Annotated in this window: 23 protein-coding genes; 10 read left to right on the top strand and 13 right to left on the bottom strand. The window is 56.2% G+C overall.

Annotated features, from left to right (window positions below; translation table 11 throughout):
• Positions 1-2: 2 nt before the first annotated feature.
• Together Q0915_RS28640 and Q0915_RS28635 are read left to right on the top strand one after the other, a co-directional pair.
• Positions 3-1,007: an ATP-binding cassette domain-containing protein gene (locus Q0915_RS28640; RefSeq protein WP_299482635.1), complete on the top strand. Its 1,005-nt coding sequence runs from the start codon at positions 3-5 to the stop codon at positions 1,005-1,007.
• Positions 1,008-1,027: 20 nt separating this feature from the next.
• Positions 1,028-2,053: a LacI family DNA-binding transcriptional regulator gene (locus Q0915_RS28635; protein WP_299482638.1), complete on the top strand. Its 1,026-nt coding sequence runs from the start codon at positions 1,028-1,030 to the stop codon at positions 2,051-2,053.
• A 193-nt stretch (positions 2,054-2,246) separates the two neighbouring features.
• On the opposite strand, the gene Q0915_RS28630 is transcribed toward Q0915_RS28635, so the two are convergent.
• The 6 genes from Q0915_RS28630 to Q0915_RS28605 all read right to left on the bottom strand — a co-directional run bounded on the left by Q0915_RS28630 (position 2,247) and on the right by Q0915_RS28605 (position 8,198).
• Positions 2,247-3,230 (bottom strand): LacI family DNA-binding transcriptional regulator, encoded by a 984-nt coding sequence (locus Q0915_RS28630; protein ID WP_299482641.1) that lies wholly within the window; start codon positions 3,228-3,230, stop codon positions 2,247-2,249.
• A gap of 67 nt (positions 3,231-3,297) precedes the next feature.
• Positions 3,298-4,230: a ribokinase gene (locus Q0915_RS28625; protein WP_299482644.1), complete on the bottom strand. Its 933-nt coding sequence runs from the start codon at positions 4,228-4,230 to the stop codon at positions 3,298-3,300.
• On the bottom strand, positions 4,227-4,637 hold the full coding sequence (gene rbsD / locus Q0915_RS28620; RefSeq protein WP_299482647.1) for a D-ribose pyranase: 411 nt from the start codon (positions 4,635-4,637) through the stop codon (positions 4,227-4,229). The genes Q0915_RS28625 and rbsD overlap by 4 nt, the downstream gene beginning before the upstream one ends.
• Positions 4,634-5,632, bottom strand: coding sequence for an ABC transporter permease (locus Q0915_RS28615; protein WP_299482650.1), 999 nt, complete (start codon positions 5,630-5,632; stop codon positions 4,634-4,636). Before Q0915_RS28615 ends, rbsD begins: the two co-directional genes overlap by 4 nt.
• Positions 5,629-7,197, bottom strand: a complete 1,569-nt coding sequence (locus Q0915_RS28610; RefSeq protein WP_299482653.1) for a sugar ABC transporter ATP-binding protein — start codon at positions 7,195-7,197, stop codon at positions 5,629-5,631. Before Q0915_RS28610 ends, Q0915_RS28615 begins: the two co-directional genes overlap by 4 nt.
• 80 nt (positions 7,198-7,277) lie before the next feature.
• The gene (locus tag Q0915_RS28605) at positions 7,278-8,198 is read right to left on the bottom strand and encodes a sugar ABC transporter substrate-binding protein (RefSeq protein WP_299482656.1); all 921 of its coding nucleotides are present in this window, start codon (positions 8,196-8,198) and stop codon (positions 7,278-7,280) included.
• Between the two features lie 470 nt (positions 8,199-8,668).
• Here Q0915_RS28605 and Q0915_RS32145 point away from each other — a divergent pair, with 470 nt between their 5' ends.
• Positions 8,669-8,893 carry a substrate-binding domain-containing protein gene (locus Q0915_RS32145; protein WP_366525353.1) on the top strand — a complete coding sequence of 75 codons (225 nt, stop codon included), beginning with the start codon at positions 8,669-8,671 and terminating at the stop codon, positions 8,891-8,893.
• 3 nt (positions 8,894-8,896) lie between these two features.
• Here the strand turns inward: Q0915_RS32145 and Q0915_RS28600 are convergent, their stop codons facing one another.
• The 5 genes from Q0915_RS28600 to Q0915_RS28580 all read right to left on the bottom strand — a co-directional run bounded on the left by Q0915_RS28600 (position 8,897) and on the right by Q0915_RS28580 (position 13,102).
• The gene (locus Q0915_RS28600; protein ID WP_299482658.1) at positions 8,897-9,556 is read right to left on the bottom strand and encodes a hypothetical protein; all 660 of its coding nucleotides are present in this window, start codon (positions 9,554-9,556) and stop codon (positions 8,897-8,899) included.
• 179 nt (positions 9,557-9,735) lie between these two features.
• A complete protein-coding gene (locus tag Q0915_RS28595) occupies positions 9,736-10,755 on the bottom strand; it encodes a CHAP domain-containing protein (protein WP_299482661.1) in 1,020 nt (339 codons plus the stop codon).
• Positions 10,756-10,795: 40 nt separating this feature from the next.
• Positions 10,796-11,422 carry a hypothetical protein gene (locus Q0915_RS28590; protein ID WP_299482664.1) on the bottom strand — a complete coding sequence of 209 codons (627 nt, stop codon included), beginning with the start codon at positions 11,420-11,422 and terminating at the stop codon, positions 10,796-10,798.
• Positions 11,422-12,681, bottom strand: a complete 1,260-nt coding sequence (locus Q0915_RS28585) for a PAAR domain-containing protein (protein WP_299482667.1) — start codon at positions 12,679-12,681, stop codon at positions 11,422-11,424. Before Q0915_RS28585 ends, Q0915_RS28590 begins: the two co-directional genes overlap by 1 nt.
• A 4-nt stretch (positions 12,682-12,685) precedes the next feature.
• The gene (locus Q0915_RS28580) at positions 12,686-13,102 is read right to left on the bottom strand and encodes a DcrB-related protein (RefSeq protein WP_299482670.1); all 417 of its coding nucleotides are present in this window, start codon (positions 13,100-13,102) and stop codon (positions 12,686-12,688) included.
• Between the two features lie 971 nt (positions 13,103-14,073).
• Between Q0915_RS28580 and Q0915_RS28575 the strand changes: the two genes are divergently transcribed.
• Positions 14,074-17,778: an AAA family ATPase gene (locus Q0915_RS28575; protein ID WP_299482672.1), complete on the top strand. Its 3,705-nt coding sequence runs from the start codon at positions 14,074-14,076 to the stop codon at positions 17,776-17,778.
• A gap of 46 nt (positions 17,779-17,824) precedes the next feature.
• On the opposite strand, the gene Q0915_RS28570 is transcribed toward Q0915_RS28575, so the two are convergent.
• On the bottom strand, positions 17,825-18,451 hold the full coding sequence (locus tag Q0915_RS28570) for an HAD-IA family hydrolase (protein WP_299482675.1): 627 nt from the start codon (positions 18,449-18,451) through the stop codon (positions 17,825-17,827).
• Between the two features lie 126 nt (positions 18,452-18,577).
• Positions 18,578-19,606, bottom strand: coding sequence for a hypothetical protein (locus Q0915_RS28565; RefSeq protein WP_299482678.1), 1,029 nt, complete (start codon positions 19,604-19,606; stop codon positions 18,578-18,580).
• 155 nt (positions 19,607-19,761) lie between these two features.
• On the opposite strand from Q0915_RS28565, the gene Q0915_RS28560 reads away from it, so the two are divergent.
• From Q0915_RS28560 to Q0915_RS28535, 6 genes are all read left to right on the top strand, one after another.
• Positions 19,762-20,145, top strand: coding sequence for an iron chaperone (locus Q0915_RS28560; protein ID WP_299482681.1), 384 nt, complete (start codon positions 19,762-19,764; stop codon positions 20,143-20,145).
• Positions 20,146-20,350: 205 nt separating this feature from the next.
• A complete protein-coding gene (locus Q0915_RS28555; protein ID WP_299482684.1) occupies positions 20,351-20,734 on the top strand; it encodes a hypothetical protein in 384 nt (127 codons plus the stop codon).
• A gap of 293 nt (positions 20,735-21,027) precedes the next feature.
• On the top strand, positions 21,028-21,858 hold the full coding sequence (locus Q0915_RS28550; protein ID WP_299482687.1) for a transporter substrate-binding domain-containing protein: 831 nt from the start codon (positions 21,028-21,030) through the stop codon (positions 21,856-21,858).
• 16 nt (positions 21,859-21,874) lie between these two features.
• Entirely contained in the window at positions 21,875-22,549 is a 675-nt protein-coding gene (locus Q0915_RS28545) for an amino acid ABC transporter permease (RefSeq protein WP_299482690.1), read from the top strand.
• Complete coding sequence (locus Q0915_RS28540; protein WP_299482693.1) at positions 22,546-23,211, top strand: amino acid ABC transporter permease; 666 nt, start codon at positions 22,546-22,548, stop codon at positions 23,209-23,211. Before Q0915_RS28545 ends, Q0915_RS28540 begins: the two co-directional genes overlap by 4 nt.
• Positions 23,212-23,213: 2 nt before the next feature.
• Complete coding sequence (locus Q0915_RS28535; RefSeq protein ID WP_299482696.1) at positions 23,214-23,987, top strand: amino acid ABC transporter ATP-binding protein; 774 nt, start codon at positions 23,214-23,216, stop codon at positions 23,985-23,987.
• Positions 23,988-24,005 lie beyond the last annotated feature (18 nt).

The raw sequence follows: 24,005 nt of genomic DNA, 5'->3' as shown, positions 1-24,005 counted from the left end.
CTATGGCTGGGCTGGACCTCAAGAACCTGTCAAAAGCCTATGGGCAAGTCGAAGTGCTGCACGACATCAACCTTGCGATTGCCGATGGTGAATTCGTCGTCTTCGTGGGGCCCTCGGGATGCGGCAAGTCCACGCTTCTTCGCATGATTGCAGGCCTGGAGAAGATCACGGGCGGTGATCTTCTGATCGGGGGCAATCGCGCGAACGACCTGTCGCCGAGGCAACGCAACATTGCCATGGTGTTTCAGTCATACGCGCTTTATCCGCAAATGACCGTCGCGCAGAACATGGGCTTTTCTCTCAGCCTCGAGCGGCGCCCCAAAGCCGAGATCGCCCAAAAGGTGCAAGAAGCAGCAGACTCCCTGAAGCTGGGCCCCTATCTTGACCGCAAGCCCGGCCAGCTCTCGGGCGGTCAGCGGCAGCGCGTTGCGATTGGCCGCGCAATCGTGCGCAGCCCGCAGGTCTTTCTTCTCGACGAACCCTTGTCGAATCTCGATGCAGCGCTCCGCTCCGAGACGCGTGTGGAGATCAGCGAGCTGCACCAGCGCATGGAGACGACGATGATCTACGTAACGCACGACCAGGTCGAAGCCATGACGATGGCAGACCGGATCGTGGTCCTGAACGGCGGCTACATCGAACAGGTCGGCAGCCCGATGGAGTTGTATAACCATCCCGCGACGGAATTCGTCGCCGGGTTTATCGGGTCGCCAAAAATGAATTTCGTAAAGGGCCGGTTTGCAGACAGAGTTGGCGCCACGACCCTTGGTGTGCGGCCGGAGCATTTTGTCGTCGGCAAGGCGGATGATAGCTGGGAGGGGATCGTGACCCTCGTCGAGCGATTGGGGCACGACACGATACTGTATGTGAAGGTTCCAGACGCCGGGGTCCTGACGGTAAGCCTCAATGGGCAGCACGACCAGAATGTCGGGGACACAATATACTTGCGGCCTGTGCAGGATTTCATCCATAAATTCAATGATGCGGGTCGGCCGATCGCTGCCTGAAGGCCAAAAACAAAGTGTAGATGAACTCCAAACGACCGACATCGAGAGACGTGGCGAGAGAGGCGGGTGTTTCCGTCGCGACTGTTTCGCGCACGATCACGCGTCCCGAAGACGTCAATGCCGAAACGCGCGAACATGTGCTCGACGTCATGCGGCGTATGGGGTATCGCGCAAACCGGGCCGCCGCCGATCTGAGGCGCGGCAGCAGCAAGACCCTCCTGGTGCTGGTGTCGGACATCACCAACGCGTTCTTTGCAGAGTTTTTCAAGGGGATCGAGGAAGAGGCCAGAAGCCACGGATATGTCGTGCTGATCGGTGACACGTCCGAAGTGGCGAGCACTGAACGCGTGTATTCAAATATGCTTCTGATGAACCAGGCGGGTGGCCTGATCCTCAATACATATGATTTCCCGATGGACCTGATGCCGAGCCAGGGAGACGGCAGTTACAATGGCCCTCCGCTGGTCTCTTGCGCAGGTCACAAGGATGTGGATGTGCCGTCGGTTCGTACGGACGATGCCCTGGGTGGGCGCCTGGCCGCGGAACACCTTATCGGGCTGGGACACAAGGATATCATTCAGATTTGCGGTCCGCTTCAGGTTCACGGATTTGAGCGAAGATTTTTCGGCTTTCGGCAGGCACTCAAGCAAGGCGGCATCGACATCCAGGAGGACAGGATACTGATCGGACAATTGTCCGTGCAGTTTGGTATCGATGCCGCCCAGAAACTCGTCAATGACGGCAACCTTCCATCCGCAGTCTTCATTCACAACGATGAAACGGCAACGGGTTTCCTTCACGGGCTTGCGAATAACGGAATCCGCGTTCCTGAAGACATTTCCGTTGTCGGCTACGACGACATGCCCTACGCGGCCGTTTTCAATCCCGGGCTGACAACCATTCATCTGCCGCGCAGACAGTGGGGTCGGCTTGCCTGCCGGAAGCTGGTGGCAGTGTTGGAAGGTGAACCGGGCTCGCAGGAACCGGTGATCATTCCGCCCAGTCTCGTTGTGCGCGCCAGCACCTCGGTTTTTGAAGACCGATAGGCTCACATGATGGTACCCCGACGCGAAGAATGGTATCCCGCAGCGCCGCTATCTCCACCGGATACGGTTTGTTTCACGTTTTTCAGAAATGCGTCCTTGATTGTCAGCTGCGTTGAATAGAGCGGGCATTTCATTGTTTGGGCAGGTTACCGGCGGCCTGGAACTGGAAGCATAAGCACAAATCCTGGAAGCCCTATCTGGGTGCGGTGGACTCGCGCAAGACGATATCACCTGCGATTGCCGTGTCTTTTGAGGCCGAATTTGTTTCGAAAATCTGCTCAACAGCGGAAAGCGCAAGCGCTTCAATGGGCTGCCGCAGCGTTGTCAGACGCGGTACGACGAGCGACGCCAGCGCGATGTCGTCGAAACCGGCAACAGACAGTTCTCCAGGCACGTCGAGCTTCAAGTCGCGCGCGCATCGCAAAACGCCGATGGCCTGCTGGTCGCTGGCTGCAGCAATCGCTGTTGGGCGACTGGTCGCCGGAGCCTGTGTCAGGATGGTCCTGCCAAGTTCTTCTCCCGCATCGTAGTCAAACTGACCTTCAAAGACCGAGAGCTCGATCGGGTCCTGCTTCGTGGATAGTGCCTCGATGCGGTTCACGAAACCCTCTCTCCGGCTTTGAGCCACATCCATGCTCAACGGCCCTGCAATGTAGGCGATCCGCCGGTGACCGAGGGCATGAATGTGGTCTGCAATCTTTTGAGAACCGTCGTAGTGATCCGTTGCAATGAGTGGAAAGTTGCCAAATCGGCGGTCAAGGGAAACGATCGGCACGTCCGTTGTTTCCAGTGTGCGTCCGTCTGCAGTTGCCACGACAATGATCCCGCGGGCAGCACGATCGAGAAGTGCCGCAATCTGTGTTTTCTCTGTCTCGGCATCGTCGTGCGAGTTGGCAATCATGACAGAGTGGCTGCGCTTGGCCGCTTCCATCTCGATGTTTTTGACAAGCTGGGCAAAAAACGGATTGGTGATGTCTGGCACAACAAGACCGATGACGTCGATGCTGTTGGTGCGCAGAGCGCGCGCTGCGAGGTTCGGCTTGTAGTCAAGCTCCTTCATGGCAGCCTGTACTTTCAGCTTGAGAGGGTGCTTCACGGTTTCGTTCTTGGCCAAAACACGCGAAACAGTACCAACGGACACCCCGGCTTTCCTGGCGACGTCTTTGATCGTTGGCATGTCCCGCAGCACTCCTTAACCCCTTCTTTCCTTGAAGCATTCCTGAGCCTGCCAATCAAGCGCCGCCTTAATTCAAGGCGAAGACCGGGTTCGGCAGGTTGTCCAGCTCCGAACGGGTGGGAAGTGAACGCGATGCTCCCTTGCGCGTCGTCGCAATCGCTGCCGCACGCAAGGCAAAGGCGATTGCATTGCGCATGGTTTCCCCCTCCGCGAGGCTTGTTGCCAACGCACCATTGAAACAGTCTCCGGCAGCAACGGTATCGATGCTTTTCACCTTGAGTGCGGGCAGCGATCCCTGGCTGTCATCGAATGACCAGGCCACGCCGACGTCTCCCATTGTCACAATGGCACCGCGCAATCCCAGTTTCCTGAGTGACACCGCTGCTTTTTCGCCGTCTTCAAGCGATTTCGGCTGTGCGCCCAGCAATTCTCCGGCTTCGTGTGCATTCGGAGTCAGGATATCAAACGAGCCGAAAACCTCCTGTTTCCAGGCTGGGTCCGGGGCAGGCGCCGGATCCATGATCACGAGACTGCCTGCCGCGCGCGCAATTTTCGCGGCCTCCAGCGATGCTGACAATCCGATTTCATTTTGCAGCAATACAACGCCGCTGTTGCGGATGACTTCCGCATGCAACGCCACATGAGCCGCCGAAACAAACCCGTTGGCACCGCCGGAAATGCGGATCATGTTGTTGCCATCAGGCCCGACATCGATGAAGGCAAGCCCGGTTGATGCGTTCGGGATCTCGCTCAGACAGCACCGAACACTGGAGCTGGCAAGCTGTGCTTTGGCATCTTGACCGAAGCTGTCACCGCCGATTGCGCCCAATAGGATTGTGTCAGCGCCAAGCAGCGCGGCAGCGAACGCCTGATTGGCGCCTTTGCCGCCGAGCGATGATGTCGTGTCTCGCACCGCTACGGTTTCACCCACCTTCGGCCATCGGTCGAGATAGCTGACCAGATCGATGTTGATGCTGCCGACAATTGCTACAGGTTTCAAAATGGCACCCCGCTTCGCAGAAGTATGTTGGCGTAAGGTGTGAATTCACCTGTGCGTATGATTGCTCGAACATGCTCCGACCGGCGTTTGAACTCGGTATGGGACAACCTCGAGGTCGCGATAGCCCGCGTGGTCTCTTCAGACCATCTGTCAATCTCCTCCTGCATGAGAGCGGACAGCTCGTGAGAAGTTTCTGCCGCCCAAAGAGCGCCTTCGACAACAAGTTCGCTGCGCAAGGCTTTGAGGAGATCCCGAAATCCGGGCACGCCCTCACTGACGGCAAGATCGATCACCCTGACGCCTGGCGGAACCGGAAGACCAGCGTCGGCAATGATGATTTCTTCCTTGTGTCCGAGCGAGGCGATTAGCTCGCTCAGATGCCGGTTCAACAGGGGCGTCCGTTTCATTTCGAGGCGTACTTTGCACGGTAGTAGTCGAGAACGACGGCGACGATTATGACAACGCCGGTAATCATCTGTCGCATGAAGTCGGACAGACCGATCAGGATCAGACCGTTCGCAAGGACACCGATGATAAATGCGCCGAGAAGAGTGCCGATCACGGACCCGCGTCCGCCGCTCAGACTGGTACCACCGATAATGACGGCGGCGATGGCATTGAGTTCAAAGCCGATGCCGGCAATCGGGCTGGAGATGTTCAGCCGGGCCATATAGACGATCGCCGCGATTCCTGCGGTGAAGCCACAAATCGTGAAGGCTGCAACCTTGTACCAGTAGACGGAATGGCCGGCGAGACGCACGGCTTCCTCGTTGTTGCCGATGCCGTATAGAAGCCTGCCGAACACGGTGAAGTTCAATACGAACCAGGCAACAAGCACCAGGAAAAGAGCGACCAGAAACACCACCGGCACGCCGTAGATCATAGCGGAGCCAAACTCTTCGAAAGCATACGGGAACGAGTAGATCGTCTGTGCGTCCGAGACCTGAAGTGCGGCTCCGCGCGCGATATTGAGCATTCCCAGTGTGATGATGAAGGACGGCAGAGCCCAATAGGCGCTGATCACCCCGTTGATCATCCCGCAGGCAACGCCGGTCAGCGTTGCGGCAACGACTGCAAGCGCAATCGCTTCGGCCGGGCCAAAACCTGGCAACGTGATCGCCTTGCCGGCAACAACCGCTGCAAATGCCATCACCGATCCGACGGAAAGATCAATTCCTCCAATGAGGATGACGAAGGTCATCCCGACTGCGAGCACAAGGTTGATCGTGATCTGGGTCAGAATGTTGGTGATGTTGTTTGGTGTCAGGAAGTGCTCCGTGAACACCGAGAAGAACAGGATGAGCGCCAAGAGGGCGAGGCCGATGCCTGCGTTTTGAAGCGCGGTCCGGACGGAAAATCTTGTTGGATTTGGCATGGTTTCAGAAAGGGTCTGCGTTGTCATTGCTTCTGTCCTCCGGCCTGCCGAGCCTGGCCATAGGCCAGTTTCAGGATGTTTTCTTCCGAAAATTCGGGACGGGTCAGCTCACCCTGGATCTCGTGTTCGGCAAGAACGAGTATCCGGTCTGCTAGCGTCATCAGCTCAGGCATCTCCGACGAAACAACAAGCAGCGCGACACCATCGCGCGCCAACTCCTTCAAGATTGCGTAGATCTCCGCCTTGGCACCGACGTCGACGCCGCGTGTGGGTTCGTCCAGCAAAAGCACTTTCGGATTGCGTCCCAGCCATTTGGCGAGAACAACCTTTTGCTGGTTGCCGCCCGAGAGACTGGAAACCGCATCGGAAATTTTGCCGTATTTGAGTTTCAACCGGGCTCCGCCATCCCGAGTGCGCCGGTTCTCTTCCGAAAACTGCAGCAATCCGGATCGGGAGACCGCACGCATGTTCGCCAGTGACATGTTTGCCGCGATCGGCATGTCCAGGATCAGGCCCTCGTCCTTCCGGTCCTCGGTGACAAAACCGATGCCGGCTGCAATGGCATCGCGCGGTCCCTTGAAACGCATTTCATTGCCGGCCTGCAGGATCCGTCCGGACCGGATCGGATCGACGCCGAAAACACCTCTCAGGATTTCCGTGCGACCGGCACCGACAAGCCCTGCGATGCCAACAATCTCTCCATAGTGGAGATCAAACGAGACCCCTTTGTCCTTCGGGTTTGCCTGTGTGCAAAGATCGTCCAGTCGGAGTGCAAGTTCGCCGGGTGTCCTTGAAGGATCGACCTCGTTCGTCGACGCGGCCAGTTTCCGGCCGACCATTTTCTGGACCACGCCATCGGGCGTCGTTTCGGAAATCTGATCGGTGCCGATGGATACTCCGTTTCTGAAAACGGTCACCCGGTCGCAGATCGCAAACACCTCGTCCAGATGATGCGACACGAACACGATGGTCACGCCATCTGCCTTGATTGAGGCGACAATGTCGAAGAGACGTCTGGTTTCCCGTTCGGTCAGTGTGGCGGTTGGTTCGTCGAGGATCAGGATCTGGCTCTTGCATTGCAGCGCTCTCGATATTTCGACAAGCTGCCGGTGAGCGATCCCGAGGGAACCGACCGGTGCGTTGACATCGACATCCGTGAGCCCGACTGCATCAAGCGCCAATCGCGCACGCCGGTTCATCTCCTGTTTGTCCAGGAGGCCAAGGTGGTTCGTCGGCATACGCTCGATGGAAATATTCTCCGCGATGCTCAAGTGGTCCAACAGATTGAGTTCCTGGTGAACCACCTGCACCCCAAGTGCCTTGGCGACATGCGGGCTTGCGGGCCGATAATCCTCTCCGGAAAGGGAGATGCTGCCGGAATCGTAAGGAAACACCCCGGACAGAATTTTTATGAGTGTGGATTTACCCGCCCCGTTTTCTCCAACAAGGGCATGCACTTCACCCTTCCGGAGCGAGAAACTAACGCCATCAAGTGCTTTTACCCCACCAAAATGTTTCTTCAGTCCTTCAACGGAAAGGAAAGCCGGGCGTTCAGACGATTGGGGCATGATTGCAGGCGATACGGCTGCCATGATGTGTCCAATCAACTTGCTAGGGAAAGGGAGACGCCCCTGCGTCAGGTTTGATCAAAGCGGGGGCGCATCGGGATCGCTCAATTCGCGATTACCAGTTCGATCGGGGTCTTCACCCAACCTTCAAGCTGAGGCCCGCCCTTGACGACTTCCAGGGCAAGGTCGATGGAATTTGCCGCCATGTCGGTCCCGAACTGGTCGACGGTTGCAAGCATACGTCCATCGGAGATCATGGGTCCAACCGCCGGAATGTTGTCGAAACCGACCACAACAATGTCGTCGCGTCCGGCGCTTTCCAATGCCTTGACGACACCGATTGCCATGGAATCGTTCGCTGCCATGACGCCCTGAATGTCCGGATGGGCCGTCAGCATGTTTGAAAACACGGTGTTTGCTTCTTCCGTTTCCCAGTGAGCGGTGCGGCTGTCGAGCAGCTCAAGTTCGAATTCTGCAACGGAATCTTCAAATCCGAGGCGTCGTTCGTTCGCATTGTCGGCTCCGGGATTTCCTTCGATGATGACGACCTTGCCGCCGGCACCAAGTTTCTTGCCCAGGGCATCACCTGCCAGTTTCGCGCCACCGCGATTGTCCGGTCCGACAAAAGCCAGTTCAATGTTTTGCTGCTTCTTGGCCTCCGCATCCAGGGCGACATCGAAGTTGACAACGACAATGCCGGCTGCCATCGCCTTCTTCAGCGGACGGACCATGGCCCTGGAGTCGGCAGGTGCCACTACGATCGCATCGACACCTTGGGTGATGAAGTTTTCGACCGCGTTGATCTGCGATTCAAAGTCCGTCTCATTCTGCATTCCGACGGCCAGCAATTTGTAGTCGCCTCGCTTTTCTTCGTGAGCCTGCGCACCGGCCATCATGTTCTGGAAGAACTCGTTGGCGAGTGATTTCATGATGAGGCCCACAACGGGCTTGTCGTCGGCTTGAGCGGTTCCAGCAAGCAAAGCGAGACCGGTCGCTGCCGCGGCAGCGATTTTCAATAACTTCATGATTTTCCTCCCAAAAAAGGTAACGCCGTTTCACATCGGGCTGCTGAGGTGAAGTGGCTGATTAAGCAAAACACGGGTCATGAAATACGTCAATATGAAACGTTTCATTTTTTTGAATGCATTCATTTTTGATGCCGCCGGACGCGCGCAGGTCACTGAATTCGCTGCTGAATACTGCTCAAAAAAATATTGAGTTTTTAAGGTCAGCGAGGACCGTAAACCGAGGTGAGACACCTTGAAAGGGCCGACACGCACGTCGACAGGCTCCCACCGGTTCACGTTTTCCGGGGCCTCGCGAACAGGGCCTTTACAATCGCAAAAACGAATAAGAAGTGATCTTCCGGCGTGCGGGCTGCGGAGAAAACTGCCTGGTTTCGCGATCGGCCGCGCAGACAGAGAAAGCGACACGAGAAACGCTTCGAAACAGCGTTACGCCTGTTAGCATTCCACCTGATTTCTGAAACGAGCTCATTCCCGTAGACATTTCGGTCATCGGTTACGGCGACATGCCTTACGCAGCCGTATTCAATCCGGGCGCGACCACAATTCATCTTCCACGCAAGGTATGTGGGCAGCTTGCCTGCTGGAAGCTCATGGCGGTTCTGGAAGGTGAGCCCGGCGCGCAGGACCCGGTAATTTTGCGCCAAGTCTCGTTGCTCAACGCACGGAGTTGCGTGCGCCGAACGCAGTCTTGAGCGCTACCAGTTGTAGACCTCCACGCTTCCGACGACCGTTTGTTCGCCTGAAAGCGCCTGGGTTGCTTCGATCCCGATGTTCCAGCCATCGCCCTGCGCGGCATTGACCCGCACGCCAGCCGACAGTCGATACCTGTTGCGTGAACTGGGGCCCCGAAAGTGAACGTGAGACAGCAGCATCCCCAAGGGTTTGCTGTGCTTTGTCACCCAGCCGACAAATTTGTCCTGCCAAAGCAATTCATCGAGAATGTGCTGGATAGCATCCGGATTGTAGTATTTCTGACCATCGGGGCCGATTGCGACAAACCCGAACGTATCGATATGGACGCTGCATTCCTCAGGTGCGACTGCGATGTGCAGGCTTGGAACACCCGTTTCGCGGTAGCCTTGCCCTTTGGTCGCCATCGACGCGATCCTGTCACAGAAATGCTCCTGATTGTCGGGCGCGAATTTCGGCATCTTCAAAAGTGCCTCGAACTTTTCGGGATCACGGGCGAGAAACTCCATTCCCTGGCCGTTGCTCACCCCAACTTTGTATACCTCGGCAATATGGTCCGGTAGCTTGATACTGTGCTGCTTGTAGAACCGGTTGCAGATCTGTTTATAGACTTCGCTTCCGAGGTAACTGCTCACTCCGAGCGGTTCTCTTTTCTTCGGTGACATGTAATTTCTCCTGTTCTTAAAAATCTAGATGAAAGTTCTGGTCTGAAAATCGGTTGCTTGGCTTGGTTGCCGCTCGATCGCAGGGAAAGGTTCATGCCGGGCGTCAAACAAGCGGCATTTGTCTAAGAGGTCTGTTTCCAATGGATTTATTGGCGAACTTCACCGGCCAGGCAGGTAAATCATTGCCACTGTTCACCGCAATAGTGAGGTCCTGCCGTCGGGAGTTCGACATTGCAGTTTGCCTCGTCTTCGCCCTTGATCGGAAACAGGTAAGGGGACTTGTTGCCCTGTTGGTCCTTCGCCGCGTAAAAAGTCCAGTTGACGTACTTCTTCGAGATCACAGTGCCTATGCCCTGATTGCCGCCGAGAAGTGTAAAACTCTTGTATTTGCTGGCATCAATGTCCCCCTTCGGGTCGGTGGGCAGATTTCCCACGTCATCGAGAAACGAGACATGGTGATACCCTTTGGTTTTGTGCTCCATAACGATGACACAGCCTCGCGTTGGTTCGCTTAAGGCTTTGAATCTCCAGCGCTTTGTCTGTTTGAATGAAAAGGCTCCAGCGCTGCCGGTGTGACTGTATCCTGCTGTGTGAAGGCAGTAATTCACGAATGCCGCGCACCAGTGATTGTTGTCGAGCTTGCGTTTGTGCTGCTCCGCCAACTCCCAAGCGTCACCGCCCATGTAGGGGCATGCTTCAAAGTAACCCTCGTCGACACGTGTATCGCCTTCAGCGACTTCGTTCCCGTCGTGGCTCCGCCAGTGCGTTTCCTGTTCATCCAGGGCAATGGCCATCCAGGGTGCATCGAGGTTGGCGGCCTCGACGGAGATGCCCTTGATCGACGATTTTTGAGGTGCTTTTCTGGGCAACCAGTCCGGCATCGCAATGGTCTGCAAGACAAGCATGGCATCCGCCCGCATGCGCCGCCAGGTGTTGGGCCCCAGCATGCCGTCGGGTTTGAGACTTTTGGCAGTCTGAAACTGCGCAACATATTGACTGAAGTCCTCGGCCGACAGATATCCGACTGTTATGCCGAGAACGCGGCATACCCCGGACCAGTGATGCGACCAGCCGATCCTGCGCGCATGTTTTGCATTGTAACGCCCCGCAGCGCGGACCTTCCCAGTATCGAGAATACTTGGCGCGGATGTATTCATCACATCATAGACTTGCTGTATTGCTATACTTGAAAATGTCATATCTATCTTTCCGCTGTATCGATTGGGTTTTTACTCGCGTTTATTCGTAGTTTTTCAGAAATGTTGAGGCGTTTCGCGCAGCTGTTGCGATCTCGTCGTCGTGGTTGTCTGCAAGTTCACGAACACGTCGGGTCAGCGCGTGCACAAGCGGTGTATGTCCGGAGCCTGGCGGCAAGCCGGCCGTTGCGGTGCTGTAAATCCGCACTCCCTGGAGCGCGAAATACAAGTCGTCGGGTTCTCGTTCTTTCGACAGGGATTTGACGAGCGCGGCGCAGAGTGAGGCTCTTGTCAGTCGTTGCGCGATCAGCGGAGCCACCGCCTGATACCAGTAGCCCGGGTTGAAAGTGGCGACGATCCTTTCCAGCTGAGCGCTGGGGATCGCTATTGCTTTGGACGCGGCCAAAAGTGTCAGGCAAGCCGTCGTCGTCTCGCTGTCCCGTTCCGACAACGGTCTGCCTGCAGCCTGCTCGATGCAGATGTTCATCAGATAAGCGCAAACGATCGCGCTCAGTTGATCCGCGGAGTAGAGCGAGCCGAGTTTTGCCAGCGCGCACCTGGCAGCTTCGGCATCCAGAAAACGCTGCTCATGCGCGCCCGTTGCACCGTTCACCGACCATGGCCAGCACTTCGCCAATGTGTTTTGGAAGGTGGCCGTTTGCTGTTGCATCATCGCCTTCGGGCCTTCTGCATCATTACGTTGTAGTCATTGACCTCCGCGCCCTTCACATTCACGCCCTGGGACCCCAGTTCTTCCGTCACCAGATTGACCCGGCCGACCGGCTGGCTGTCGCCGTAGTGGCCGGTGCCTTCATCGATTTCGGCAAGTTTGCCGTTCCTGACCTTTATGTTCCCGCCGGCAGCGATTGGTTGACCCGAATTGAAACTCGAGTGATGGACCATTTCACTGCGGGGGTTTTCGTGAACGAACACGTTGCCGTGCTCGTCCATGACATAGATGCCCTTGTCGGTGTTCACGGGCCGCCCGCTTTCGGCATAGATCAGATTGCCGTCCCTGTCGGCGACAACCCTGTGGGCAGCCAACTCGGCCTCATTGAGGTATTTGACGCCGTGCTGCCTGTCATATTTCAGGTACCTTTCCGTCATCTTGATTTGCTTGGTGGCGTATTTGCCGCCGGTCTTGGTCGCCGTTGAGGTCGCAATCGGAAGCCTTGGCGCGCCTTTGAAGGCCCAAGCACCAACCACAAGACCGCCAATCACACCGGCCGCGAACCCCATGATTTTCTGGCCGTCCGACCCCTCGCCAAAGATCTTGCCACCCAGCCATCCGCCGACCTGGCCGGACACGTAACTTCCCAGGAACCCGGCTCCCAGAACTCTTCCGACCCCGACCCAGGTCAGTTTTGCGCTCATTCTCAACAGCCCGGCCCCACCAACGACTCCCAGCGCCAGCAAGCCCCACTCAAGCCAGGCAGGTACTTCGGACTGAATGGGAAGGGTTGTTGCCGCCCGATCCCCGATGATCACGCTCTTGCAGCCGGATGAAATGACGGCACCGCAGATCAGCTTGTCCTTCTCGCGCGCCGCATTGAATTTGTTGACGAAAACAGAAATCGAGCCTTGCGCAATCAGGGCGTTGGGATGTGCGAATGGCGAAAAGGGCAGTCCGCTGCACATCGAAAAATCTATTGTGGCACGTGCCGCGGGTCTCTTTCCCACAAAGACATTCGGTGAGCAGGCACCCGTAATTGTTCCGGTTGTGATGGAAAAGAACGAACCGATAAACTGCCCCAGCCCGCCGCCAAGGGAGGCTCCACTTGCAGCTGCTGCCGCGATGGCAAGTGCAGCTGCACCGCCTGTCGCGACAATGGCCGCACCGGCCAGCGCACCCAAAATCGCACCTCCGATCAGAGCTGCGAGCGCTGGTGTGTGCGCGACCTTGTCCAGAATGCGGGCTGCGGGCGGCAAAGTATCAACCTTCCCTGATCGAACCGATCGCCGACTTGAAGATCTGGCGATGTTCGTTGCTCAGGGTACCGGGAACCGTCAGCGTGAAGATGAGCGCCCGGCTGTCCATCTCCAGAAACAGCTGTAATTGATGCAGCCTGCCCTGGTCAGCCTCCCACCTGTACTCGATTTCCCGGGCTTCACACTGCTCGACCTGGTATCTGTTGCCAGCCAGAAATTCGTATTTCGGGAAGGTCTTTTCATACTGTCGCAACTGCGACAGCGCATAGGCCTCAATGCCGCCGTCCTCCAGATTTGCCCGCGTGATCACAAAACTCGTGTTCTTGAGGTCGCCGTCGAGACCTGTGAACACGTTTACGCTGTCGTCCTGATAGCCTGGCGGGAACAGGAAACTTAATTCATTGACCTTGTAATCGATCACTTCCAAACTCCTTTCGAATGAACACCCGCACAACCCATCATCAGCCGGGACGACACAGCAGCGGTCTTCGGGCTTTGTCGTTTGCCGGGAACGATGCTTCGCGCAAGAAACCGTGCACGGAAACCCGGCCTCTGCCGACTTGTGGTGCGACATTTCAGGGTGACGCATAAGCGTCTCAGTCGGGAAACTTCCTATTTTCCAATAAAATTCAGAAAAACGATTGTCATGACAGTTATGCCAACAAAAGTTCTGATCAGAGCTAGTGCCAGCTCTATCCTTTTTATTTCTCGATGTTTTAATTTCATTTGAGCGCTCAAAAAAATCATCTTTCTAATTCTTGCTTCTTCGGTCAGTTATCGTCTGGTCGCGAGGCCCAATGACGGTATGTTCATCTGTCGAAGTTGTTGCAGTCTCAAGTGACCGGGAACTTCTTTCTCAGGGGTCTTTCAACCTCGCCCTGAAACGAAAATCACCAACTCAGGACTACGGCTTGCACTATGGTTCACAGCCGTGCCGACCCAATGTCTTTTGAATTCTGCGAAACAAAACCGTTGTGGCTTCCGGCACTTGGCAGGATCTGAAACTGCATTTGCGTTCACAAAAAAAATTGCGGCGGCAAAGCCGCCAGGACCGCTATCGCTTTAATCAATAACCTTCTGACTTGTCCGAGTTTTCACATTCAAGCCAGGGACTGATTCAGGTTGGTCGTTGCCTGATCAGCCTCAGTTTTCGATGTGAAGACTCGTTTCGTCGGGAAGGACCTTCTCAAATGAAGCGTCAAAAACGCGTCAACTTGGATAGCGGCAGACCCATGCAACGACGGATTTCGCCGTGAAAAATCCGTCAAAACGTGCAAACTGGGATGATAAAGGCTCGATTTGGAGGCCGGTTCCGCGCTTAACACTTACTTTCGAAAGTCTGAAGGTAAGAGCATGCGAACTGGTGCGAGGCGAAACGAAGGACTGCTGACGATGTCTGGGACGTGCGAAGAAGCACGCTTGACGATTAGGCTGCTTGGTGGATGCGATATGCGCATCGACAATCAGCCGCTGACGCTTCCGACGCGCCACTGCGCATTGATCCTGGCCTTCCTGGCAGCGGAACACGAGATTGAACACAGCCGGGCACGTATCGCAAACCTGTTCTGGAGTGATCGGGGCGAGGACCAGGCGCGTGGATCCTTGCGGCAAGCGCTTTACCAGCTTCGCAAGGCGTTTGAACCTTTTGGACTGGCGCCGCTGACCTCAACTGCGAAGTCGATCTGCTTAAACCGCGAACAGATCTGGTGCGATGTGCACGACCTGCAAAACGGGCATATCGGATCCCTGTCCGATTTCCGTGGTGACTTCTTACTTGGTTGGGAAATTTCCGCGCCGGAGTTCAGTGATTGGATGGCTGAAAAACGGGCGGATCTGCGCACTATCGTTTCCGATCTTTCGGCTTCCGCCATCGAGGACGCCGACCGTTCCGGGGACTTCGTCGCACTGACGCGTCATGCACAAAGACTGGTGAAGCTTGATCCATTCAGTGAAGACCATGTTCGACGGTTGATGACCTTGTTTGCGCGCAACGGCGAAGTTGCCTCTGCCGTTGATACCTATCGCCGGCTGGAGGAACGTTTAAGCTCTGAACTGCAGGTGTCGCCCTCGAACGAAACCCGTGCTCTGCTGGCCGAAATCGAAAATCGGCCACGTGCCGAAGCTGTCGGGCCGGTTTCCGGGTCAGAGCAGGAGATGGCCGTTGCAGGATCGGCCAACGAAAACGTGCCACCCCTGCACAAATCTCAACTGTCCAAGCTTCCAGATGAGCGCCGGCAGCTAACGGTACTTGGCATTACCACAGAGGCTGCCGAACCCGCCGAGACTTCCACGGCACCGGAATTCATTGCAAAGCGCATGGATTTGCTGAAACACAGAATAGAGAGTGTCGCGAGGCGCCATGGCGGAAGCTGGGAGCAGAGCTCTGGCACGGCGTTTCTTGTCTATTTCGGATGGCCCGAAATGCATGAAGACACCATCAAAAGCGCCATGAAAGCAGCCGTCGATCTGCGTGAGGCAGTGGATCGTGAGACCGGCACAAGATGCCGGATCGGAATTTCAACCGGTGACGTGCTGATCGCGGCGGCGGACCGGTCGATCGTAGGTGGTCCTCCAAATCATGCGCTTCATCTTATGGGGCACGCAGCGCCGGGTGACATTGTCGTGGCTGAAGGCACGCGATCATTGCTTGGTGACCGTTTCGCATTCGAGGACTTGCCGCTTTCAAGTGGCGCCGTCGCCTACCGTTACCAGCGTCATCTGACCGGACCTGAAAATGCAACGCCGGAATTTTTGGATCTTGTCGGTAGACATCGCGAGTTCGAGCTTTTGCTTGACCGGTGGCACCTATCCGCGAATGGCGAAGGTCAGCTTGTCATCGTCAAAGGGGAACCCGGAATTGGGAAATCCAGGTTGGCGCAAGCCTTTTTGGAAGAGTTGCGCAGAGAAAGCGCACATCCCATTGTTCTTCAGTGCTCAAGGCAAACGAAAGACAGGCCGCTCTACCCGATTGGTGAACACATAATTCTTTCGGCAAATCTGGATCTGACGCAGAACCCGGAAAGAAACTGGCAGATCCTTGACAGGTTCCTGGAAAACTCGGGTGTCGTCTCCGAAGATGACCGCAATGTGATCGGCTACTGCGCCGGCATCATCCCACTTGAAAAGCAGTTGGATGGGCTCAGCTTGAGAAACGCAGTTCTGCAAGCATTGGGGAATTATCTGCAGAGCCAGTCAGAAGGCTGTCCGGTCGTTGTGCTGCTTGAAGATGCCCAATGGGCGGATCCGACAACGCTTGATCTCCTGCAACACGTCGCCGCAACACTGTCGCACCACTCTCTCATGCTGATGCTTGCAGCGCGTCCGGCATTCCAGCACCAGGCATTCGAGGCTTTCGACCCAACCGTTTTTTCCTTGTCACGGCTCTCGCGCAACCATGTCGCCGATCTGGTGCGGAAACTTGCGAAGGGCAAAAGTGTATCCACCAACGCCGTCGACGTGATCTGCGAGCGGTCGGATGGCGTGCCGCTTTTTGCCGAAGAGCTGGTTAACGGCATCGTTCAATCGGGCTCCGGGGCGGAGGCCGTCCCAAACAGTCTGAAGGACATATTGGTGGCAAGGCTCAACAAGCTCGGTGAGTCACGGCACTACGCCTTCAGAGCCGCATGCCTTGGCAGGCGCTTTACGAGAAACCTTCTGGAGTTCCTGTGCACGGATCTGCCGGGTTCTGTCGACGCTGCTCTTGAGGCAATGCTCGATGCACGTCTGATTTTCCCGTTTCCCAAGTTTGGGCCGGATGCGTTTTGCTTCAGACACGCCCTGCTGAGAGATGCTGCCTATGAGAGCATCCCGGCGATGACACGGGAAGTCATTCACAGGTCGATTTATGACTGCCTGCTAGCAAGGAACGAGACAAAACACGATCTGCTGGCATGGCACGCCGCACGTGCCGGCTTGCGTCAGGACGCCGTCCGACACCTGCGCGTGGCCGCATCCGACACCTTGCGAAAGTTTGCGCATGGTGAAGCCAGAGCGCACCTGGAACAGGCCCTCAACCTGATAGACCAAGGTGACTTTGGCGAAACCTATTCCGAAACCCGCTTGGCGCTGCTCAGCGAGCTCGCCCGCTGTTTTGCCCATTCGGATGGCTTCGGCCATGCACGGACTGCTTCGATCGTTGAAGACGCCGTCAGGCTCTCGACTGACTTGCCGGGTAATCCGGTTGCCGCTCGGGTTTTGTGGCAGTCCTATTGCGTGCATCACATTCGGGCAAATCACCATGAAATAGAACGCATTGGCAAGGAGATGCTCACGCTCAACGCCTGGGATGACTCGGTCGGAATTCAGGAAGTCGTCGGTAAACGCGCAATTGCTGTGGGCGAGTTTCTCGCAGGGCACTTCGATGCCGCCGATGAGGGTTTCGAACGTGCCATGGCGCTGATCGAAAAAACGCCTAACGCCCCCAGCATCGGGGGGGCGACGGACGTGGACCAGCTCATTTCCATGAGACTGATCAGGATACGCATTCTGGCCATGAGGGGGCATTCCGATTTGGCGCTCGAACTGTTGCACGAGATTGAGGAGATCAGCCGGAAAACCGGACACCCGCAAAATCAGATCACGACATTTGCGTCTGCATCCTACATCTATCTCATGCTTGAAAAATACGCGCGTGCTGTCGATGCGGCTGAAGTTGCACGGGCACTTGCCGCCAAGTTCAAATTGTCGATGTGGGAAGCCTATTCGGAGCTTATGTTGACAACTCCCAAGATGCACGAGGCCTTCTCAGCTGCGCTGACAGATGACTATCAGAATGCGCGGCGCAAACTGCAAACGTCATCGGCGCAGTTTTCAGTGCTGCTTTACGATGCTCATTTTGCATGTTTGCTCGCCCGGTGTGCGCAAACAGACCGCACTCAGCAGGTTTTGAAGGTGCTTTTTGATCAGATCAACCAGGGCATCGAGCCCTGGTGCCATCCGGAAGTCATTCGCCTAGCGGCTGAAGCCGGCGCAATTTCCAATAGTGTCGATCCCGCTGATGTACGAACCTGGCTTGAGAAGGCCTTGTCGATCGCCGAGACACAAGGATCGGTCCTTTGGAGGGATCGCATTCAAGCTGCACTTCATTCGGCCGGTTGAGGCTGCTGCACGAACCCGGGTGAATGTTGTGCGCTGGATCGCACCGTCAGCTCAATCTGAATTCAATTGCGCGAAAATCCGCAACTATTGGACAGGAATGCTTTGCATCATCCGGACTGGCAAAGCCAATTGCGACAACGTCACTTCCGGCATTCAGGCCCGCCTGAATGCCTGCAGATGCGTCTTCAAAAACCAGGCAGTTCTCTGCGGGCTTACCGAGTCTTTCAGCAGCCAGGAGGTAACCTGAAGGGTCCGGTTTGCCGTGCTCGATATCTTCGGCGGTTACCAGCACGTCGGGAATCGGCAGACCGGCAGCCGTCAAACGGCGGACAGCGAGGTCACGGCCGGCGGAAGTCACGATGGCCCAACGTCCGGGTAGCAACCGGTTCACCAGGTCAACCGCCCCGGGGATTGCGACGATACCTTGGACATCGTCAGTTTCTGCCTTTTCGATCCTGGCGGCTTCGGCTTCGTAATCGGTGCCGGCTTTCGCAAAGTCTCGAAGTGTATCAATCGTTCTTCTGCCATGCGAAACCGCAAGCAAGGCGACCGGATCGATATCATTGGCAACCGCCCAATTCGTCAAAACGCGTTCGACGACAGCTCGGGAATCCAGGAGGGTTCCATCCATATCGAACAAAATGGCCGCGTAAGTGCGTTCCAGGCGCAGCATTTCTAAAACTGTTCCTTTCAAAATCGGTGTGGAGCTGAATATCCGGTTTCGCTCAACTTTAGAAATCAAAATAGATCTACGTGCGATCCATTGTGCCCTGCTCTGTCCGGGGCCCGCTTTCGGTTCTTAATCCTTCTTCAGGTAGGCATCGACGATGACATCGCAGCTCCAGCCGAGAGCGTTTCCCCAAAAGCCGATCTGAGCCTCGCAATAGTCCAGGATAAATGCCTTGCGGAATGTCTTGAAATAGCGGTCGCCGATCCCCCAGTAGAAGTCGAGTTCGTTGAATTCGACATCCCGGATCTTGTAGTCGTCGATATTGAAGTTTCCTTTTTCACAGAACGAGCCGGCCTCGATTTTCCGGTCAAACCGGCGCATGCATTCGGTCTGGAGCGCGGGTGTTTCCTCGCGCAGACAGGACTGATAATAGACTTGGATATTGCGCCGGTGCCGCAGACGGCACTCGGTGTAGTCGTGTTCCCTGTAATTATAAATCCGCTTGTGCATGGACGCGAACACGCTGTGTACGGAATGCCCGGACGACTTGGTCAGGAAATAGGTCGGACAGAACCTCGCTTCCTTCATGAAATTTGTGCGGGCTCTTGCCGCTTTGCCGGGCTGTGCATCCAGATACGGTTTGAACCCGGCAAGACCGACAAACAGATCGAAATGAGGAGCGATGGCCTCTTCGCGAGCGGCTTCGGCGCTGCGCGGAAATCTTGCTTCGCACCTGGTGGCCTCGAGAATTTCACGTGCCATGGCATCATGGTTGTTGTTCCAGTCGGTAAGCGCTGTGCCGTAGACGTCGTAAAACTCGTTAAAGGCGGACACGCTGTCATCGGCGATATATTTGATGATGCGCTGGGTTTGCCGCCGCCGCTCGCGCAGCCTTGTGTCATAGACCGCCCGGGCTGCGGAAAAGGCCTCGTCCCCGTCTTTCGGGCTGGTGACAAACGCTGCGTGCTCGGCGTTGTAGGTCTGAATGTTCTTCTTGACGATCAGATCACCGAAGACGGCGCCGATCAGAATGGTAATCACCGAGGTAATGATCAGGTTCTTGTAAGGTGTGCCGGACTTCTTTTGCGTCGTTGCGGGCTTGTTTTTCTTGCGATTCGATCTTGAAATCCTGTTTCGCACAGTTCTGGCGCCGGTCATCGCGCACTCTCCTGGCAAAAAATTAAGTTACTTGAAAAAACATACCACGGAGACTGTTCTGCCGGGCCAGCTATCAGAAATTGCAGGCCGATTGTATTTGACGTCCTTGGAATGGCTCATTTGGACAGTATCCCGTACGAAAAGAGGAGGAGGCGATGCAGTACGAAGCAAGCGATCCGCAAGACTATCTGAGACAGCTCGATGACGACTGGCGTCGGCAAGGTCTTCTGGAGCTGCGTGAACTCATCCTGGCCAGCGACCCTGAGATCAGAGAATGCATCCACTACAAGATGCTGGGCTATACGCTCGGTGACGACTTCGTTTGTCACCTCAATGCACAGAAGCACTATGTAAGTCTTTATGTTGGCGATGCCGCAAAGATCGACCCGGACGGGGCACTGCTCAACGGGTTGAGCGTCGGTAAGGGTTGCATCCGTTTTTCCAAATCCAAGTCCAGGCACATTTCAGACGGCAGGATCGAAGCATTCTTGAAGCGCGCTATTGAAATGAAACGGGAGGGCGCAGATCTGGGCTGCTGACGTCTTCCCGGACAGCTGGAAAGTTTCACCGGTGGGCGGGTTTTTTGCGGTTCGCTCGTTGATTCCGCATCTGCCTGATGCAGACGCTTGCAAGATGTTGCCGGTCGGTCTCAGAGATGGTTGGTTTTCTGTTGCGAACTACAATCCCACATGTCGCGAGATGCCGCCTTCACCCAATGGTGGCGAGTGCGGCGAGGGAGGCAAGATGGTCATCTGCATTTTCGGCGTGACGTACAGGGACGACATCGACTGGGATCTTCACCAGCGTCTGAGTGACGATATGGCCAGGGCCGTTGCGGCCATGCCCGGCTTCATCTCGCTCAAATTCTACAAAGCCGACGACGGTGACCGGATCGGGATTATCCGCTTCAAGACACGCGAAGATCTCAAGAGCTGGCGGGACGACGTTGCTCACCGTGGCGCCTGGGGGCACGCACCGAGGCTTTATCACGAGTTCTGGGTGCAAAACTGCGAGACGTTCGATGACTATGTGTGGATCGACGGGCGTCATATTGATCGCGATCAGACCGACCGGTTTCAAATGAGCGAACAAGACGTGCTGACAGCGATCGAAACGGATCGCACATAACATTTTCGAAATTCACTGATTTGCGCAAGAGCATGGGATTTTCGAAAGTCCATGTGCACCTGAGCTGCGTGTTTCTTCGACACCGGTGGCGCACAGGCGTTTTGCCCTTAACATCAATTCCCTAGCACTCATACGCCAGCAACCTGAAAAGACGATGGACCGCTTCTGGGACTTCAGGCGCTGAGATGCATGTTGTAAATTGTTGACAATCTACAATAAGACGATTTTTATATTCTGACACGAGCGCATCAAACGCGGCGCCGCTTCAGAAAAAGGGGAACCAGGATATGAAAGTGAACCGTCGTACAGTTCTGACACTAACCGGAGCAACAGTCGCTTCGACATTGATCGCCGGTGCAACACCTGTTCTTGCAGCGGGATCGCTGGAGGACATCAAGGCACGCGGAAAACTTCGCGTCGGGGTGACTCAGGCACCGCCGTGGTACTCAAAAGATCCCGCGACAGGGGAATGGGCATCCGGCGTCGGCGTATCCGCCGGCAAGGCCATGGCAGAGGCTCTTGGCGTCGAATTCGAACCTGTCGAAGTCACATGGGGAACCGCGGTTGCGGCACTGCAAAGCAACAAGATCGACGTCATGTTCGTGCTCGACGCAACGGATGAGCGGAAGAAGGCTGCGAGTTTCCCGGCATCGCCTCTGCTCTACTATTCGCTCGCAGTACTGGCCAAGGACGACGTACCGGTCACCTCATGGGAAGACCTCAACAAGCCGGAGATCAAGATCGCCGTCCCTCAGGCGACGAGCATGGACAAGTTCCTGTCTGAAAACGTTGGCGATGCGGACATCCAGCGGTTCCCAGGCAACACGGAAGCAATTGCCGCGTTTCAGTCCGGGCGCGTTGATGCCGTCTGCCTGTTCCATCCACCCTTGATCGCTGCACGCCAGAAACTCGGAAGAGGCAAGATCGTTGTACCTTCTCCGGTCAAATCGAACCCGACCAGCGCAGCTGTCCGCAAAGACGATACCGAGTTTGTCGAATTCGTTGATGCCCAGCTCACGGACTATTACCAGTCTGGCAAGATCCAGACCTGGTATGAGGACTTTCTGACCGGTTTCGGGCTCGATCCGAAATCCGCACCGCCGATCATCAAGGAACTCCTCTAGGGTACCCGGTCAGGTCATGTACGAGTGGGACTTTTCACCGGTGCTTGCGGAAGGCGGCTTCCTGCTGGTCGGCTTCCGTAACACACTCATTCTGACAGCAACGGCACTTTCCGGCGGACTGGTTGTTGGATTGCTGCTTGCGTTTGCGCGGCTGTCGCACAGGCGCTGGCTGACGGTGCCTGCGGGGATTGTCATCGAAGTGTTCCGAACGACGCCACCCCTGGTGCAGTTGTTCTGGTTCTACTTCGGCCTGCCGATCGTGCTTTCGATCGAGATGACGCCATTCCTGGCCGCCTCGCTGACCTTCATGATCCAGAGCGGCGCTTTCTTTGCAGAGATCTTCCGTGCGGGCATCGTCTCGATCGAAAAGGGTCAATGGGAAGCGGCCAAGGCCATCGGCATGACTTACAATCAGTGCATGCGCAGGGTCATCCTGCCCCAGGCCGTGAAGCGCATGTTCCCGTCCATGATGGAGCGTTCCATCGAACTGATGAAAACGACGACACTGGTGGCGACGGTTTCCTATGCCGATCTGCTTTTCCAGGCGAATGAGCTTGCCCAGAAGACGTTCAGGCCACTCGAAGTGTTCACCATCGTCGCGCTGATCTACTTCGTGTCGATCTCCTTCATCAGTTTCCTCGCGTCGCGCATGGAGCGCCGCTTTGCAAAGAGCGGTGAGTTCACGCCATGAACTACATCTGGAACTTCCAGGACGTCTTCAACAACTGGTGGGCGCTTGCCATCGGCGCAGCCGGGACGCTGAGGCTGTTCGTTGTCTGTCTTGTGCTCGGCATGGGGCTTGGTCTGATCATCGCCCTTGGGAGACGATCGCGAAACCGGCCCATTCGCTGGCTGTCGACCGCGTTCGTGGAGTTCTTCCGGAACACGCCGGTTCTGGTGCAAATACTCTGGTTCTATTACGCGCTGCCGATCATCGTGCCGATCGAGATCGGGCCCTTTCTTGCCGCGATCCTTGGGATTTCTCTCAACTCGGCAGCCTATTCGGCGGAAATCTATCGCGGCGGTATCCAGTCTATCGAACCCGGACAGTGGGAAGCTGCGAAGGCGATCGGCATGAACGGGCTTCAGACCCTGCGCCGGGTGATCCTGCCACAAGCCATCAGACGCATTATCCCGGCTTTGACAAACAGAGGCGTCGAGATTTTCAAGATGACGACACTGGCGTCCGTCGTCGCCTATGTCGAGCTCTTGCAGCAAGGCAAGCTGATCGCCTCGCTCAGTTTCAATCCGCTCGAGGTCTACACCGTCATCGCGGCGATCTTCCTCATCATCCTTTATCCGATCGTGCGCCTGACCTACGCGCTCGAGCGTCACCTTGCACGGAGTGACTGAACGTGAACGCACCTGTTCTCAGACTGTCCGGTTTCGGCAAACACTTCGGTTCCCTTAACGTGTTTTCGGACGTTGATCTTGACGTCATGGCGGGCGACCGCATTGCCATTCTGGGAGCTTCCGGATCCGGCAAGAGCACGCTGCTGCGCTGTATCAACGTGCTTGAGACGCCGAGTGAGGGACGACTCGAGATCGACGGCGATCTTGTCGGCGAGCCGTCGCGTTCGGGCGACATGCGGTTCTCGGAGCGTGAATTGTGCGCCCTTCGCCAGCGCGTCGGCATGGTGTTTCAGCAATTCAATCTGTTTCCACACATGACGGTCGCTGGAAATGTCGCCGAGGGTCTGAAGACCGTTCGCGGCGTGCGGTCCCAAAAGGCGCTTGAACGGGCCGTTGCTGAACTCAAACGCGTCGGGCTCGCGGACAAGGCCGAATCCTTTCCCTCACGCCTTTCCGGTGGGCAGAAGCAGCGGGTCGCTATCGCGCGGGCGTTGGCCATGGACCCTGAAATCCTCTTGTTCGACGAGCCAACATCCGCGCTCGATCCGGCGCTGGTTGGTGAAGTTCTCGGGGTGATCGAGCAACTCGCAAACGAAGGCCGTACCATGCTGCTCGTAACCCACGAAATCGGCTTTGCCTACCATTTCGCGACGCGGATCCTCTTTCTTGCGGAGGGCGGCATTTACGAGAGCGGCACACCGGATGAAGTTCTGAAAAATCCGCAGCGCCCCATCACACAGCAGTTCCTTGCGGAACACCGGCGCTTTCAGTTCTAGCGGCCCTTTGGAGATCAA

Source organism: uncultured Roseibium sp. (assembly GCF_947494555.1).
GTDB lineage: Bacteria > Pseudomonadota > Alphaproteobacteria > Rhizobiales > Stappiaceae > Roseibium.
Note: the sequence above shows the minus strand (reverse complement) of the source record. Positions and strands in the feature narration are given on the sequence as shown.